This window comes from Rahnella sikkimica (assembly GCF_002951615.1).
Taxonomy (GTDB): Bacteria; Pseudomonadota; Gammaproteobacteria; order Enterobacterales; family Enterobacteriaceae; genus Rahnella; species Rahnella sikkimica.
This window is the reverse complement of sequence record NZ_CP019062.1, coordinates 2,155,030-2,170,200: the sequence shown is the minus strand read 5'-3', so window position 1 is coordinate 2,170,200 and position 15,171 is coordinate 2,155,030. Positions and strand designations below refer to the sequence as shown.

The window sequence follows — 15,171 nt, the reverse complement described above, 5'->3', positions numbered from 1 at the left end:
AATTTCTCAGGTAACCAAAAATGATCGTCGTTGACATTAGTTTAGTTTCTTACCTTAAAACATGCCTTGTTATAGGACAAGTTTCCATAGCCGGAGTTTCAACGAATTGATATCCTTGTACCCTGTTGCGCTTAAACGGTTCATCAATGGCTGAACCATCGACTGCTCAAGTTGTCGGAAACCTGACACTTCCCTTAAAATAGTTACAGTGAATGATTGAAGCGCGCATAGGAGATAAGGTGTCGGATAAAAATTTTTCCATAGGGTCACGTATGATCAAAGTCCGTTTGCTAAGTGCCGCAGTGTTGATGACTATGTTCACCTCATCTGCCTGGGCTTTTTCTATAGATGATGTTGCCAAACAAGCGAAGGCATTAGCCGATAAAGGTTACGAAGCGCCGAAAAGCAATCTTCCATCTCAATTCCGCGATCTTAAATTCGCAGATTACCAACAAATTCAATTCAATCATGACAAAGCGTACTGGAAAAACCAGAATACGCCTTTCAAGCTTGAGTTCTACCATCAGGGGATGTACTTCGACACTCCGGTAAAAATCAACGAAGTCACGGCTGACTCCGTCAAAGAAATCAAATACAGCCCGGATTATTTTAACTTTGGCAACGTCAAACATGACGCTGACTCTGTCAAAAACCTCGGTTTTGCTGGCTTCAAAGTGCTTTATCCGATCAATAAAGCAGATAAAGATGATGAAATAATGAGTGTGCTGGGTGCCAGCTACTTCCGCGTCATCGGTAAAGGCCAGGTTTATGGCTTGTCTGCTCGTGGTCTGGCTATCGACACCGCGCTGGCTTCCGGCGAAGAATTCCCGCGTTTCCGCGAGTTCTGGATCGAACGTCCTAACCCAGACGAAAAACATTTAGTCATTTACGCCTTGCTCGATTCTCCGCGCGCAACCGGCGCTTATCGTCTGGATGTGTATCCGGGCAAAGAAGCGACCGTTGACGTGCAGTCACAAGTTTACCTGCGTGACAAAGTCGGCAAACTGGGCGTCGCCCCGCTGACCAGCATGTTCCTGTTTGGCGCGAACCAGCCTTCCCCGGTGATGAACTATCGTCCGGCACTGCATGATTCCAATGGTCTGTCTATCCATGCCGGTAACGGTGAATGGATCTGGCGTCCGCTGAACAATCCGAAACACCTTGCTGTCAGCCAGTTCTCTATGGAGAACCCGAAAGGTTTCGGTCTGCTGCAACGTGGCCGCAGCTTCTCCAACTTTGAAGATCTCGACGATCGCTACGACCTGCGTCCGAGCGGCTGGGTTGAAACCAAAGGCGACTGGGGCAAAGGGAAAGTTGAGCTGGTGGAAATTCCAACAGCTGACGAAACCAACGACAACATCGTAGCCTTCTGGACGCCGGAACAATTGCCGGATGTCGGTAAGCCGCTGAGCCTGAACTACCGTCTGCATTTCACCCGTGAAGAAGAAAAAATACATTCTCCTGATCTGGCGTGGGTCGAACGTACCATGCGTTCTACCGGCGATGTGAAGCAGTCGAATCTGATCCGTGAGCCAGACGGCAGCGTGGCCTTCTTGGTTGATTTTGTCGGTCCAAACCTGAAAGCCCTGAAAAGCGACACTCCGGTGGCGTCTCAGGTCAGCGTGGGTGACAACGGTGAACTGGTTGAAAACACTGTCCGCTATAATCCGGTAACCAAAGGCTGGCGTCTGACGCTGCGCCTGAAAGTGAAAGATCCGAAGAAGGCGATCGAAATGCGCGCTTCTCTGGCTAATGGCGATAAAACACTGAGTGAAACCTGGAGCTATCAGCTGCCTGCAAATGAATAAGTCAACGCACGCTACTCATGATTATGTAGAAGCTTTGCCGCTTACTGATGACCAGAAAGCGGCGCTCACTCAGCAGCTTCCCGCTGAAGATGAGCAGGCTTTTGCGACCGTACATCACCGCTTAGGCGGTGATGTGACAGCCTTTGCTAATGCTCCTGACCCTGACGCGCCTTTGCTGTCAGTGAAAGCGCGTGTCGGCGCAAGCTGGCCGGATGCGCTGGCAAACGGTTCTCTCGACGAAGTGGACAACGAAGGACGCACCATCGCAAGCGCAATGCCGCCGGTGAAGCGTTCGAGCATGTTCCCGGACGTCTGGCGGACTAACCCGGTCGGGCGTTTCTGGGACAACCTGATGGGGCGCAGCGCTGCTTCCCGTCATACCGTTGCCGATATGCCTGAGTCAGAAAAACGCTGGCGTCATGCCGGTTCGGTGCGCCGTTATATCCTGCTGGTTCTGATGCTGGTGCAGACGGCGATCGCTACCTGGTACATGAAAACCATCCTGCCTTATCAGGGATGGGCGCTGATCGACCCGAGCGATATGCTGAACCAGAACTGGTTACAGTCGGTTCTGCAACTGCTGCCGTACGTATTACAGACCGGGATTCTGGTGCTGTTTGCCATTCTGTTCTGTTGGGTGTCGGCCGGTTTCTGGACGGCTCTGATGGGCTTTTTACAATTGCTTATCGGGCGCGACAAATACAGCATCACCGCCTCGACTAAGGGCGATGAGCCGCTGAACCCGAATAACCGCACTGCGCTGATCATGCCGATTTGTAACGAAGACGTGGAACGCGTTTTCGCGGGCCTGCGTGCCACTTATGAATCCGTTAAAGCCACCGGTGATTTGGATCAGTTTGATATCTACGTGCTGAGTGACAGCTACGATCCGGATATCTGTGTCGCTGAACAAAAAGCCTGGATGGAAGTGTGCCGCGACGTAGACGGTCACGGACGCATCTTCTATCGCCGTCGCCGTCGCCGTGTGAAGCGTAAAAGCGGAAACATTGATGACTGGTGCCGTCGCTGGGGCGGGGAATATGCCTACATGGTTATTCTCGATGCGGACAGCGTCATGAGCGGTGAATGTCTGACCGGTCTGGCTCGTCTGATGGATGCTAACCCGAACGCCGGTATTATCCAGTCTGCGCCAAAAGCGTCAGGCATGGATACGCTGTATGCGCGTTGCCAGCAGTTTGCGACCCGCGTTTACGGCCCGCTGTTTACCGCCGGTCTGCATTTCTGGCAGTTGGGTGAATCCCACTACTGGGGGCACAACGCGATTATCCGCGTGAAACCGTTCATCGAGCACTGTGCGCTTGCGCCGTTGCCGGGGGAAGGTTCATTTGCCGGTTCCATCATGTCTCACGACTTTGTGGAAGCTGCGCTGATGCGTCGTGCGGGCTGGGGCGTGTGGATTGCTTATGATCTGCCGGGCAGTTATGAAGAATTACCGCCAAACCTGCTCGACGAGCTGAAACGCGACCGTCGCTGGTGTCACGGTAACCTGATGAACTTCCGTCTGTTCCTGGTGAAAGGCATGCACCCGGTTCACCGTGCGGTTTTCCTGACGGGCGTGATGTCCTACCTTTCTGCGCCGCTGTGGTTTACGTTCCTTGCGTTGTCCACGGCATTGCAGGTGGTGCATACGCTGATGGAGCCAACGTACTTCCTGCAGCCGCGTCAGTTATTCCCGGTATGGCCGCAATGGCGTCCTGAGCTGGCAATTGCCCTGTTCTCGACGACCATGGTTCTGCTGTTCCTGCCAAAACTGCTGAGTATCGTCCTGATTTGGGCGAAGGGAGCGAAGCAATTTGGTGGTGCATTCCGTCTGCTGGTTTCCATGTTCCTGGAAATGCTGTTCTCGGTGCTGCTCGCACCGGTGCGTATGTTGTTCCACACCGTTTTCGTGGTCAGCGCATTCCTGGGTTGGGAAGTGGTCTGGAACTCTCCGCAGCGTGACGATGATGACACGCCGTGGGGCGAAGCATTTAAACGCCACGGTTCGCAGCTTCTGCTTGGTGCCGTCTGGGCTGCCGGTATGGCGTGGCTGGACTTGCGTTTCTTGTGGTGGCTGGCTCCTATCGTCTTCTCTCTGATCCTGTCACCGATTGTTTCCGTGCTGTCGAGCCGTGCAACGCTGGGGATTAAGAGTAAGAAAGCCAAACTGTTCCTGATCCCGGAAGAGTACGATCCGCCGCGCGAGCTTGTCGCGACTGAGGAATACCTGGCGCTGAACCGCGAACGTAAGCTGCAAAACGGCTTTATGCATGCGGTCTTTGATCCGGGCTTCAACGCACTGGCGACGGCGATGGCGACATCCCGTCACCTGCTGCGTGAAACCGTAGAAAACGGTCGTCGCGCCCGTCTGGAACAGGCGCTGAAAACCGGACCAAAAGATTTGGGCAAAGCTGACCGTCTGGTCTTGCTGAGCGATCCTGTGCTGATGGCGCGTTTACACTCCGCAGTGTGGACGCAACCCGATCAGCAGGCGTGGAGCGCTTACTACGACCAGCTTCCGCGTAACGCACAGGCTTTCCCTGTGACGCAGACGCTGGAAGTCAAACCGGCCTGAGTTAACTAGCGAGCTTAAAGGGCAGTATGTGAAAACATGCTGCCCTTTTTATTGGTTCACGCTCACAGACCCGCACAGGCCATCACGCCGGAAAGACAACAGGTGACTCTCAGGCCCGCAGCGTATAAAGTTTTACGTCCCCTTAACATCAGGGGACATGACGCGCGTGCTATTGTGAGCACGCTGTTCAGCGCTTAAAAAGAGCTTCTTTTGATTTGAATCGACAGGTTGGGTAAGTGATTAATCGGGTAATTTTTCGTGGATGTGTACTGGCGTTACTGACTACCGTGCTGACAGGTTGCGGCAGCATTATCAGCCGGACCGTGCCGGGGCAGGGGCATGGCAACCAGTATTATCCCGGCGTTCAGTGGGATTTACGTGACAGCCCGTGGCGTTATGTCACTGTCATCGATGTTCCGCTGTCCATGATCGTCGACACTTTCATGTTGCCGATTGATGCCCGCCACGGGCCTTACGAGTAAATATGTCATTAGCGTTTAGTCGATATCCCGGCCCGGATAATCGTCTTCGTCATCCCACTCTTCGGCGGTGGCTTCGCCTTCTTCCGTATCCAGCTGCGGCTCATGCTGGAATTCACCTTCATCCCATTCATACAGCGTCGCTTCTTCCTGCCATTCTTCTTCTAGCTCTATCTGATCGTAATCTTCGTCAAAGATAGCCTGTGCTGCTGCGCCACTGCGGAACGTCAGCGCATCGATGGCGTCGCCTTCATCGCTGAGAAATTCTGCCTGCCACATCACATCGCCATCCTGCATGATGTATTTTTGCAGGTTGAACTGATCCGGAACGGGCTCTTCGTCGTTCTGAACGCTTTCCTGTGCGGCTTCGAGAAATTCTTCGCGGGCGGCATCAATAGCTTCTTCCAGCGTTGCGTACATGCTCATTGTTGTCTCCTGAGTTGAATGAGGGGGAAAAAATCAATAGTCTTGAGAGTAAATAGCGTTAGGAATGAATAAGTAACAGCCATCTGACAGTAAAAACTCTGATTAAATGATTGTTGTCGATAACTGACAGGATGCAAGTTTTCAGATGAAAAAACAGGCCGCCGTTCTTCTGCTATTCTCAGAGTCTAAATATCGGAGAGCAGTGAGCGGAAGGAGAGATTGTTGCTATGGTTTCACGAAATGCTGTGCTGAGGGTTGCCCGCCCGACCGATAATCTGGAGCGGATTGCGGAGATGTACACAGAGGGGCTGGGGTTTGAGGTGATCGGCGGTTTCAGCGATCATCAAAATTTTGATGGCGTTTTGGTCGGCCATCCGCATCATCACTATCACCTGGAATTTACGCATCATCACGGCACAACCGTCGGGCGCGCGCCGACGCAGGATAACCTGCTGGTGTTTTATATCCCGGAGGTTACGGAATGGCATGCGCAGTGCGACGCAATGCTGGCAGCCGGGTTTATTGCCGTTTCTTCATACAATCCGTACTGGGATGAAAATGGTCAAACGTTCGAAGATTTAGACGGTTATCGCGTGGTGCTGGCTTCGCGAGACTGGGCCGTTTAGGGCGAAATTGTCAGAAGAACTTCAGCTTTGCAAAGAGGGCGGTGGCAGAGGGTAAAAGTTTAGCAAACTGCCAGTCCGGGGAAGAATTGGCGGGTAGAGTGACGGTGAACTTTCAAGAAAAGGTTACTGTTATGAAGATTCTTTCCCGTTCTTTGCTTATGCCGATGTGTGGTCTTGGCTTGTTTTTCAGCGTCGCCGGTATGGCGGCTGACAGCACGCATCCCCAACCGCCAATGGAAAACCCCCACGGTATGCCGCCATTCGGCCATGAAGGGATGCTGCCTCCGCCACCAATGATGATGGGTCTCTGCCACCCTGGCGCATTGTTTTGCGCGAGCGTGGCCAGTGATAATCCAACTGAAACAATTCAGAAACTGACTTCTGTACTGCCGGCAACAACCGCAGGCAAACACTATGAAGTGCGTCTGGCGGTCGTCGAAGTGCCTGACCACCTGCCGGTGCCTCCGCAGGCAGAAAAAGCTCAGTAGGGTGTTTCAATTCGCTGGCCGCGATTAATCGACCATCGCCTGATGCGGCCTGCGTTGCAGACACCACCAGGAATACACGGCGTTAAACAGAACCACCAACGCCGTGACGCAAAATACCGTACGGAAACCATAGCTTGCCGAAACCGCTGCACCCAGCAGAGGGCCGGTGACATTCCCGACGTCGCGGAATGACTGGTTATAGCTGAAGACCCTTCCCGCCACCTGATTGGTGCAGTTATAAATCAGCAGCGTTTGCACCGCCGGGAGCAGCGCACCGTCGGTCGCCCCGAGCAGGAAACGTAAAATGCCTAACTGAAGCGGCGTTTGCACGAATGCCATCGGGATCAGCAAGAGTACGGATAGCCCCATCATGGCCACGAGTATTCTTTCAGGCCCGATCCTGTCTCCGAGCTTACCTAAACGCGGCGCGCTCATCAGGGCCGCGACGCCGGGCACCGACGCAATCATCCCGCTGATAAACGCCAGATTTGCCGTGTTGCCCGCCAGTTCACGCACGTAAAGCGTGAGTATCGGCGCAATCGAGCCAGTCGCCACCTGAATAATCATCGTGGTCACAAACAGACACAGCACCAGCTTGGGATTTTTCAGTGAGGCAAAAACCTGCTTACGGTTCAGCATGTCTTTTTTGTTCACCGGCACGAACTGTTCGCGTATGCAGTACAGCGTCATCACGAAACACAGGAAAAGTACGGCTGCTGTGATGAAGAAAACCGGGCGTAAACCGTAATTATCGGCCAGCAAACCACCGACCAGCGGGCCCAGTAGCGCGCCGCTGACGCCGCCAGTGGAGAGTGTCCCCAGCGCCCAGCCGCTTTTATTGCGGGGTATTTGCGTGGCGATCAGTGCGTTGGCATTCGGCACAAAGCCGCCGAGTAAACCCAGCAGGGCGCGCAGAACCAGAAACTGCCAGATATTCTGCGCAAAACCCATAAGCATCATGACGATAGCCATGCCCAGCGCTGAACGCAGCAGCATGATTTTACGGCCTTTACGGTCAGCCAGGCCGCCCCAGAAAGGGGAAGCAATCGCGGAAAACAGGAAGGTGATACTGAAAACCAGACCCGACCACATGTTCAGCGATTCATGGCCGGTGACACCCAGGGTTTCGACGTAAAGCGGCAGGAAAGGCATGATCAGGCTGAATGCGGCACCGGTGAGGAAGCAGCCAATCCATGCCACATACAGATTACGTTTCCAGTTTATGGGTTCTGGTGCGGTTTCAGTTTCAGGTGCCGAAGTCATAAATTACCGAAAAAAGAGGTCAGATTCGCTCTGGAATGAAAGCTGTGAACAAGGCAGAGCACAAGTAACAATCAATTGGCTGGATAATTATGCGCCTAATTATCATCCGCATCAATGATGTTAATGAACTGTAACAAAGGAACTAAAATACAGGTTTAAAAAATTTAGCGGGATGAAGAAGATCAAGGTCGGTGCAATAAAAGGATAAAAAACGGCCAGCAATGAGGCTGGCCGGGACAGACACAGTACTAAACAGAAAAAACAGGCAATAACAAACAGACACAGCATCAAAACGTAACGGTTAGCGCAGGGCTTCGTTTTTCATGACAGAGTAACGGCCGCTGCCCAGGAACATGATCACCAGACCACCAAAGAAGTACAGTGCTTCGCCTTCCAGACCCCATGCGCCAACTTCAGTCACGGTGAAGAATTTACCAGCAACCACCAGTAAAACTGCCACTAAAATGTTGAATGCCATCACCAGCGCCGCCGGGCGGGTAAAGATGCCCAGGATAATCAGAACCGGCGCAATCACTTCACCAATGTAAGCGCCGTAGGCGATAAATCCCGGTAAACCGGCGGCCTGCAACATCTTGGCAATCCAGCCCACGCCATTTTCCATTTTCGCCACGCCGTGGAATAAAATCAGGATACCGAAAGTGAGACGCAACAGTAACTTACCAAAATCAGGGTGATCGGTAACGCGGGTAAAAGTAGTGTTCAGTTTAGCCAACATGATGTATTCCTTTTGAAGGTCACAAAGTGGCCACGCGGCTCCCAATAAGTGTGAGGGCAATCACGTGGAGAAATCATGGAGAGAGTATTGGCCTAAACGCGATGGGATAAAATCTGATAACTTTGAAGAAGTCTGTCAAAAAAACTGTCGAAGCAAATCAAAAAACCGGTTCAGGATGCGCTGAACCGGTCTTTGAGTTTATTCGCTGAGGGCTTTATACAGCGAAGGCTCGCCCTGTGGACGGGTTTTGAAGCGGCGGTGCAGCCACATATATTGCTCCGGAGCCTGACAAATTTCTTCCTCCACCACTTTGTTCATGTATGCGGCGGCAACCACTTCATCATCAAGCGGGAAGTCGGCGACCTGCGGATGAATAATCATCTCATAGCCTTTTCCCCCGGCAAGACGACGCGGCGTAAACGGAATAATTGCCGGTTTACCCATGCGCGCCAGCAGATACGTGCCGGTTGTCGTCGCGGCTTTTTCAACGGCAAAGAAGGGCACAAAGACGCTGGCACGCGGGCCGTAGTCATGATCCGGCGCGTACCAGATAATGTCGCCCTGTTTCAGGCTGCGGATCATCCCTTTCAGGTCTTTACGATCCAGCATTCCTTTATTTGAGCGCATGCGGCCTTTGGTCTGGATCCAGTCCATCAGCTTATTGTCGTGCGGGCGATAAACGCCAACGCCCGGATTATGAATGCCGAAAATACGCGCGCCCAGCTCCAGCGTCAGGAAATGAACCCCAATCAGCAGTACGCCTTGTTTATTTTCGCGGGCGCGCTGGATATGCTCCAGGCCACTGACGTTAAACCAGCGTTCGATACGCCAGTCAGGCCAGAACCAGGCCATACCGGTTTCAAATAACCCCATGCCGACGGATTCGAAATTTTTCACGATCATGTCTTCGCGCTGTTCCGGGTGCATGTCGGGGAAACACAGTTCGATATTGCGACGGGCGATTTTATAGCGGCGTTTTAGAAAGCGCATTGAGAAGCGGCCCAGCCCTGTGCCAATGCGGTAAATAACCGGGTAAGGCAATAATATCAGCGCGTACAATAACCCCAGACCTATCCAGGTAATCCAGTAGCGTGGATGCAATAACGAACGAGTAAAGGTGGGTACCTGAGTCATAGAATCTCTGCGTCAATGGAACGAAGTAGAAAGTTTATAAGCTCTGTCTAATGCAGCAGCCTGCTACAGGAATATGTCTACATTCCGTTATTTTTTTGTAGCTAAGTGAAACAGTGTGGCACTTTTTTGGAATGAGGTGAAAATTCACGGCACTAATACCTCATTTTACTTATGGAACGTATAAATGAAAAACAATGTGATTCATTTGTGAACGCTATTGTGCTATTTCGTTCGCCTATTTGTTAATGAAGCGGGCAGCCCGAGAGCTGCCCGCGATTGCGTTTGTGAATTGCCCGATATTATTCAGGCAGGAATAACCCTTTCACCGCGTGGGGTTCGCTGCGCCAGTATTGTTTTGGCGCGCTCACTTTTGCCCCCAGTTTTGCGGCAGCATGCCACGGCCAGCGCGGGTTATACAAAATACCGCGAGCCAGTGCGATCATATCTGCCTGTCCGGTACCGACAATGGCTTCGGCCTGTTCCGGTTCAGTGATCAAACCGACGGCGATGACCGGCATTTTAACGTGTTGTTTAATGCTGTCGGCGAAAGGCACCTGATAATTGGGCCCTACGGAGATTTTCTGCTGCTGACTCAGGCCGCCGCTGGAGACATGAATGTAGCTGCAACACAGTTTATCCAATGCTTTGGCCAGTTCTATGGATTGCGCCAGATCCCAGCCGCCTTCTACCCAGTCGGTGGCGGAAATACGCACGCCCACAGGTTTATCAGCCGGGAAGGCCGCGCGAATTTCCTGGAAGATTTCCAGCAGCAGGCGCATACGGTTTTCCAGAGAACCCCCGTACTGATCGGTGCGCTGGTTTGAAAGCGGAGACAGGAACTGGTGCAGCAGATAACCGTGCGCGCCGTGCAGTTCCAGCAGATCAAACCCAAGGCGGTCGGCGCGTCGTACGCTATCCACGTAGGCTTTTTTCAGTTCGCTGATGCGCTCAGCAGAAAGCGCGGCGGGTGCTTCGGTTCCTTCGGCAAAAGGAATGGCGGAAGGTGCCACGCTTTGCCAGCCACCGGCGGACTGAGGAATTTGCGCGCCGCCTTTCCACGGTGCGGCGTGAGACGCTTTACGTCCTGCGTGACCGAGTTGCAAACCGAGAGGAATATTGCTGTTTTCGCGCAGGCCGTCGACCAGCCCTTTCAGCGCGACTTCGGTTTCATCATTCCACAGTCCTAAATCCTGGGCTGAAATGCGCCCGACGGCTTCCACGGCGGTGGCTTCGAGGATCAGCAAACCTGCACCCGAAAATGACAACTGCCCGAGATGCGCGTGGTGCCAGGATGTCGCTTTTCCCTCGTCGGAGGAATACTGGCACATTGGCGCGATAACAATACGGTTAGGCAGCGTCAGGCCGCCCAAAGAAATCGGTTCAAAAAGCTTGCTCATGTTTCCTGCCCCTTAAAAAATCACTGTGATGGATCGAACACAAGTATGGATAACATCTGAGAACAGGTTAACGTATTTAACAAAAGGGCAAGTCGCACCAGGTGTTTTTCTTGTCACGAATTTGCAACGGAAGATGTCGCCGGTGTTGCTTTAATGTATAATCTTGCCGCTTAAAAAGTAGCTAATGGGTTTCCAATAGCTAATCCCCCTGAAAGACAGGAACGTACACCATGCCAGTGTTACATAACCGAATTTCTAATGAGGAACTCAGAGCGCGTATGTTGGCTGAAACCGAGCCGCGCACGACAGTTTCTTTTTACAAATACTTCCAGCTCGAAGATCCGAAAGCCTTTCGCGATGCCCTGTATATCAGCCTGACACGCCTGAATGTGTTTGGCCGTATTTACGTGGCAAAAGAAGGCATTAACGCGCAAATCAGTGTCCCGCAGAGCCAGTATGAAGCGTTCAAAACCGAGCTGTTTTCCAGCCATCCGGCGCTGGATAACATCCGCCTGAACGTGGCGCTGGAAGATGACGGTAAATCCTTCTGGGTTCTGCGTCTTAAAGTGCGTGACCGCATTGTGGCGGACGGTATTGAGGATGAATCGTTTGATCCGTCGAACATCGGCGAATACCTGAAAGCCGAACAGGTCAACGCCATGATTGACGACCCGGACACGTTGTTTGTCGATATGCGCAACCACTACGAATATGAAGTGGGACATTTCGATAAAGCGATTGAAGTCCCGTCTGACACTTTCCGCGACCAGCTGCCGATGGCCGTTGATATGCTGAAAGAAGACAAAGACAAGAAAATCGTCATGTACTGCACCGGCGGTATTCGTTGTGAAAAAGCCAGCGCCTACATGCTGCATAACGGTTTTAAAAACGTATATCACGTTGAAGGCGGCATTATCGAATATGCGCGCCGTGCGAAAGAGCAGGGCTTACCGGTTAAATTCAAAGGCAAAAACTTTGTCTTTGATGAACGTATGGGCGAACGCATTTCTGACGATGTGATTGCGCATTGCCATCAGTGTGGTGCGGCGTGCGATAACCATACCAACTGCAAAAATGACGGCTGCCATCTGCTGTTCATTCAGTGCCCGACCTGTGCGGCGAAGTTCGACGGTTGTTGCAGCGAGATCTGTATGACAGAGCTGAAACTGCCGGTTGAAGAACAGCGTGCGCTGCGTGCTGGCCGTGAAAACGGAATAAAGATTTTCAACAAGTCCAAAGGGCTGTTGCAAACGACCATGCACATTCCGGCACCGGAAAACGACTGAGCCTCTGAGCAGACGTAAAAAAGGCCCTGACGGTGATTTCCGCCGGGGCCTTTTGTTTTGACGAGACTTTTACTTCGGCGAGAAAAGTTATTTCTCCTGCACGCCTTCCACTGAAATAATCAGCTCGACATCCTGCGATGCCGGGCCCAGATCGGTGGTGATCCCGTAATCCTTCAGCGCGATCGTGCCTGCTGCTTCAAACCCGGCGCGATAGCCGCCCCACGGATCCTTACCCTGACCCAGCAATTTCGCCTGGAGAGTTAATGGCTTCGTCACGCCATTCAGCGTGAAATCACCGGTCACGGCCAGGTTATCGCCCTCTTTTTTCACCGATGTGGATTTAAAAGTGGCTTGCGGATGCTTGCTTACATTGAGGAATTCCGCGCTGCGTAAATGCTTGTCACGCTCGGCATGGTTCGTGAACACGCTGGTGGTATTGATGGTGACGTTCACTTTATCCGCTGCAGGGTCTTTCTCATCGAAGGTAAAGCCGCCGTCAAAATCGCTAAAACTGCCGTAGAGCCAGCTGTAGCCCAGATGCTTGATACGGAATTCAATAAACGCGTGCTGCCCTTCTTTGTCGATTTTGTAATTCGCGGCACTTGCCGTACCCGCGGCCAGTAACAGGGAGGCCATTGTCAGTCCCAGTGTGGTTTTTTTCAGCATGGTTATTCTCCATTTATCCATTGAGTGAATCGCAAGGTGAAACAGTTCAGCGCCCCAGCATGCGGGTCAGCGTGCTGTCGCGGTCGATGAAATGATGTTTAAGTGCGGCCAGTGCGTGGAACGCAGAGATAATCACAATCCCCCACGCCATCCACAGATGCACGGTGCCGGCGATATCCGCCTGTTGATCCAGCCCGAACAGCGTAGCCGGAATATCAAACCAGCCAAATACGCTGACCGGCTGCCCTTCGGCGGTGGAAATGAGATAGCCGCTCAGCAGGATCCCGAACAGGCCGGCAAAGAGCAGAAGATGCGCAAGCCACGCGCCGAGGCGGGTTTTGGTGCTGTAGCTGTCCAGCGGTTTGGGCGGCGGCGAAATAAAGCGCCACGCCAGCCGGAATACCATAGCCGCGAAAACCAGCACGCCGATGCTTTTATGTATTTCCGGCGCACGGTGATACCAGGTGTCGTAATAGCCCAGTCCGACCATCCACAATCCCAGCGCAAAAAGACCGTAAACGGCCAGCGCGACGATCCAGTGGATCAGAATTGAAATATGCCCGAAGCGCACAGTCGTATTTTTCCAAAACATAATTTGGTCGCTCATCGTGATAATTATTTTGGAAAGTAAACATTTGGAAACATTCTGGCAAACTATTATTTTCAAAATGACCAATTAATTTAACTTGTTCATTATTTTTGAATCAATTAAGTCGATCTTGTTCAGCGTATTCGTTTTTGATTGAGAGGACAGAGCTTTGTGGTCAAGAACCCAGTCCGCACGCGGCTTTGTCAGGTTTTGTCATCAATGGTAAGTTTTGTCCTGTTACTAAAAATTTGAGTAAAAAAACTAATTTCATCCGTGATTGTTATTTTTGGATGATTATTAAATTGAAAAACGTTATCTGAATTACGGGATAAGTCTTTTCTGAATGTTCATTCTAAATATTCCTTAAATATAACGTAAAGAAATCTCAGTATATTACGCAAACTGATCGGGATCAGTTTATTGAAAGTCATCGTCTCTATAATCTCCGGAAATTCTTATTAGGAATTTTTTTATCAACTAAAATGGATATTAGCCGGTGCGTGCACTTTCCTGACTTAACAAAACCGGTATCCGACCTGACACGGAGAGTGACACTATGTTTCCTGCAATGTGCCGTCATGCAGCTTTATCCCCGCTGCTGGCCCTGTTTTTATTTCTTCCGGTTGCCGCAATTGCGCAACCTGTTCCGACCGTCATCACCTCGACCATTACGACGCAAACCGGTGGCGTTAGCCGGACTTATCTGGGCCGCCTTGAGGCGGTTCAGGCGGTCAATGTCGTCAGCCGCACGGAAGGTTTTATTTCCAAGCGGGCTTTCCAGGAAGGCCAGCTGGTTAAAGAAGGGGATATCCTTTACGAAATCGACCCCGCGCTGCATCACTCTGCGGTGGCGCAGGCCAAAGCGCAGCTGGATAGCGCCACCGCCACGGCACGACACGCGCAGACGCACCTGAACCGCATCCAGCGTTTGGGTGATGCACGGACGGTCAGCCAGTCTGATGTCGATACCGCACTTGCCGCGCGCGATACCGCCAGAGCCGCTGTTGCACAGGCGCAGGCCGCGCTGAAAACTCAGGAATTACAACTGAGCTTTACCCGCATTACGGCACCTATTTCCGGTCGGATTGGCGTGAGCCATTATCACACCGGCAGCCTGGTGAATCCGGCCAGCGGCGTGCTGACCGAAATTGTTCAGCTCGATCCGGTTCGCGTGGTGATTTCCGTTAACGAACGCGATGTACTCAGTGCCAGTCATAGCAGCGGCTCACTCGGGGACGCTTTTTCGGCAGAAAATATGACGCTTTCCCTGCGGTTATCGGATGGTTCGCCGTACCTGAAAACGCCGAAATTTGAATCTTTAGGAAACCGCATTGACACGCAAACCGGCACGCTGCCCGTCAGGCTGACCGTTGCTAATCCGGATCACCGTTTATTACCGGGGGTTCTGTTAACGTGCTGGCCGCGCCGCGCGCCGGACAAAAAGTTCCAGTTCTGCCTGCTGCAGCTTTACAGCAAGACGCCAACGGTCACTTTGTTCTGCTGGTGAATGCGGAAAAGCAGATTGAGAAACGTCCGGTCCGGTTGGGCGCGCAGACCGGGCAGGGGTATTTCGTTCTGGATGGTTTGCAGGAAGGGGAAAAAGTGGTCACCGAAGGGCTGCAATGGATCCAGCCAGGGATGAAAGTGAATACGCGGGACGCTCCGGCGACGCCGGCAAATAAAGGTTAAGGAATAACG

Annotated in this window: 15 protein-coding genes; 8 read left to right on the top strand and 7 right to left on the bottom strand. The window is 52.2% G+C overall.

Features of this window, described 5'->3' with window-relative positions:
* Positions 1–272 precede the first annotated feature (272 nt).
* The 3 genes from BV494_RS09925 (at position 273) to BV494_RS09915 (ending at position 4,865) form a co-directional block, all read left to right on the top strand.
* Positions 273–1,808, top strand: coding sequence for a glucan biosynthesis protein G (locus BV494_RS09925; RefSeq protein WP_104922726.1), 1,536 nt, complete (start codon positions 273–275; stop codon positions 1,806–1,808).
* On the top strand, positions 1,801–4,383 hold the full coding sequence (gene mdoH / locus BV494_RS09920; protein ID WP_104922725.1) for a glucans biosynthesis glucosyltransferase MdoH: 2,583 nt from the start codon (positions 1,801–1,803) through the stop codon (positions 4,381–4,383). Before BV494_RS09925 ends, mdoH begins: the two co-directional genes overlap by 8 nt.
* 236 nt (positions 4,384–4,619) lie before the next feature.
* A complete protein-coding gene (locus BV494_RS09915) occupies positions 4,620–4,865 on the top strand; it encodes a YceK/YidQ family lipoprotein (RefSeq protein ID WP_104922724.1) in 246 nt (81 codons plus the stop codon).
* 15 nt (positions 4,866–4,880) lie between these two features.
* On the opposite strand, the gene BV494_RS09910 is transcribed toward BV494_RS09915, so the two are convergent.
* The gene (locus BV494_RS09910) at positions 4,881–5,288 is read right to left on the bottom strand and encodes a MysB family protein (protein ID WP_104922723.1); all 408 of its coding nucleotides are present in this window, start codon (positions 5,286–5,288) and stop codon (positions 4,881–4,883) included.
* 227 nt (positions 5,289–5,515) lie between these two features.
* Here BV494_RS09910 and BV494_RS09905 point away from each other — a divergent pair, with 227 nt between their 5' ends.
* Together BV494_RS09905 and BV494_RS09900 are read left to right on the top strand one after the other, a co-directional pair.
* Complete coding sequence (locus BV494_RS09905; RefSeq protein ID WP_104922722.1) at positions 5,516–5,914, top strand: VOC family protein; 399 nt, start codon at positions 5,516–5,518, stop codon at positions 5,912–5,914.
* Between the two features lie 131 nt (positions 5,915–6,045).
* Positions 6,046–6,402 carry a hypothetical protein gene (locus BV494_RS09900; RefSeq protein WP_104922721.1) on the top strand — a complete coding sequence of 119 codons (357 nt, stop codon included), beginning with the start codon at positions 6,046–6,048 and terminating at the stop codon, positions 6,400–6,402.
* Between the two features lie 24 nt (positions 6,403–6,426).
* On the opposite strand, the gene mdtG is transcribed toward BV494_RS09900, so the two are convergent.
* The 4 genes from mdtG to BV494_RS09880 all read right to left on the bottom strand — a co-directional run bounded on the left by mdtG (position 6,427) and on the right by BV494_RS09880 (position 10,932).
* Positions 6,427–7,665, bottom strand: a complete 1,239-nt coding sequence (gene mdtG, locus BV494_RS09895; RefSeq protein ID WP_104922720.1) for a multidrug efflux MFS transporter MdtG — start codon at positions 7,663–7,665, stop codon at positions 6,427–6,429.
* A gap of 301 nt (positions 7,666–7,966) precedes the next feature.
* Positions 7,967–8,401, bottom strand: coding sequence for a DoxX family protein (locus BV494_RS09890; protein ID WP_104922719.1), 435 nt, complete (start codon positions 8,399–8,401; stop codon positions 7,967–7,969).
* A 198-nt stretch (positions 8,402–8,599) separates the two neighbouring features.
* The gene (locus BV494_RS09885) at positions 8,600–9,535 is read right to left on the bottom strand and encodes a Kdo(2)-lipid IV(A) acyltransferase (RefSeq protein ID WP_104922718.1); all 936 of its coding nucleotides are present in this window, start codon (positions 9,533–9,535) and stop codon (positions 8,600–8,602) included.
* Between the two features lie 299 nt (positions 9,536–9,834).
* Positions 9,835–10,932, bottom strand: coding sequence for an NADH:flavin oxidoreductase/NADH oxidase (locus tag BV494_RS09880; RefSeq protein ID WP_104922717.1), 1,098 nt, complete (start codon positions 10,930–10,932; stop codon positions 9,835–9,837).
* A gap of 230 nt (positions 10,933–11,162) precedes the next feature.
* Between BV494_RS09880 and trhO the strand changes: the two genes are divergently transcribed.
* A complete protein-coding gene (gene trhO / locus BV494_RS09875; RefSeq protein ID WP_104922716.1) occupies positions 11,163–12,218 on the top strand; it encodes an oxygen-dependent tRNA uridine(34) hydroxylase TrhO in 1,056 nt (351 codons plus the stop codon).
* A gap of 87 nt (positions 12,219–12,305) precedes the next feature.
* On the opposite strand, the gene BV494_RS09870 is transcribed toward trhO, so the two are convergent.
* Entirely contained in the window at positions 12,306–12,881 is a 576-nt protein-coding gene (locus BV494_RS09870; RefSeq protein ID WP_104924765.1) for a YceI family protein, read from the bottom strand.
* A 49-nt stretch (positions 12,882–12,930) separates the two neighbouring features.
* The gene (locus BV494_RS09865; RefSeq protein WP_104922715.1) at positions 12,931–13,476 is read right to left on the bottom strand and encodes a cytochrome b; all 546 of its coding nucleotides are present in this window, start codon (positions 13,474–13,476) and stop codon (positions 12,931–12,933) included.
* 553 nt (positions 13,477–14,029) lie between these two features.
* On the opposite strand from BV494_RS09865, the gene BV494_RS09860 reads away from it, so the two are divergent.
* Positions 14,030–14,980 carry an efflux RND transporter periplasmic adaptor subunit gene (locus BV494_RS09860; RefSeq protein ID WP_226790061.1) on the top strand — a complete coding sequence of 317 codons (951 nt, stop codon included), beginning with the start codon at positions 14,030–14,032 and terminating at the stop codon, positions 14,978–14,980.
* Positions 14,977–15,162, top strand: coding sequence for a permuted SH3 domain-containing protein (locus BV494_RS26475; protein WP_226790060.1), 186 nt, complete (start codon positions 14,977–14,979; stop codon positions 15,160–15,162). The genes BV494_RS09860 and BV494_RS26475 overlap by 4 nt, the downstream gene beginning before the upstream one ends.
* Positions 15,163–15,171 lie beyond the last annotated feature (9 nt).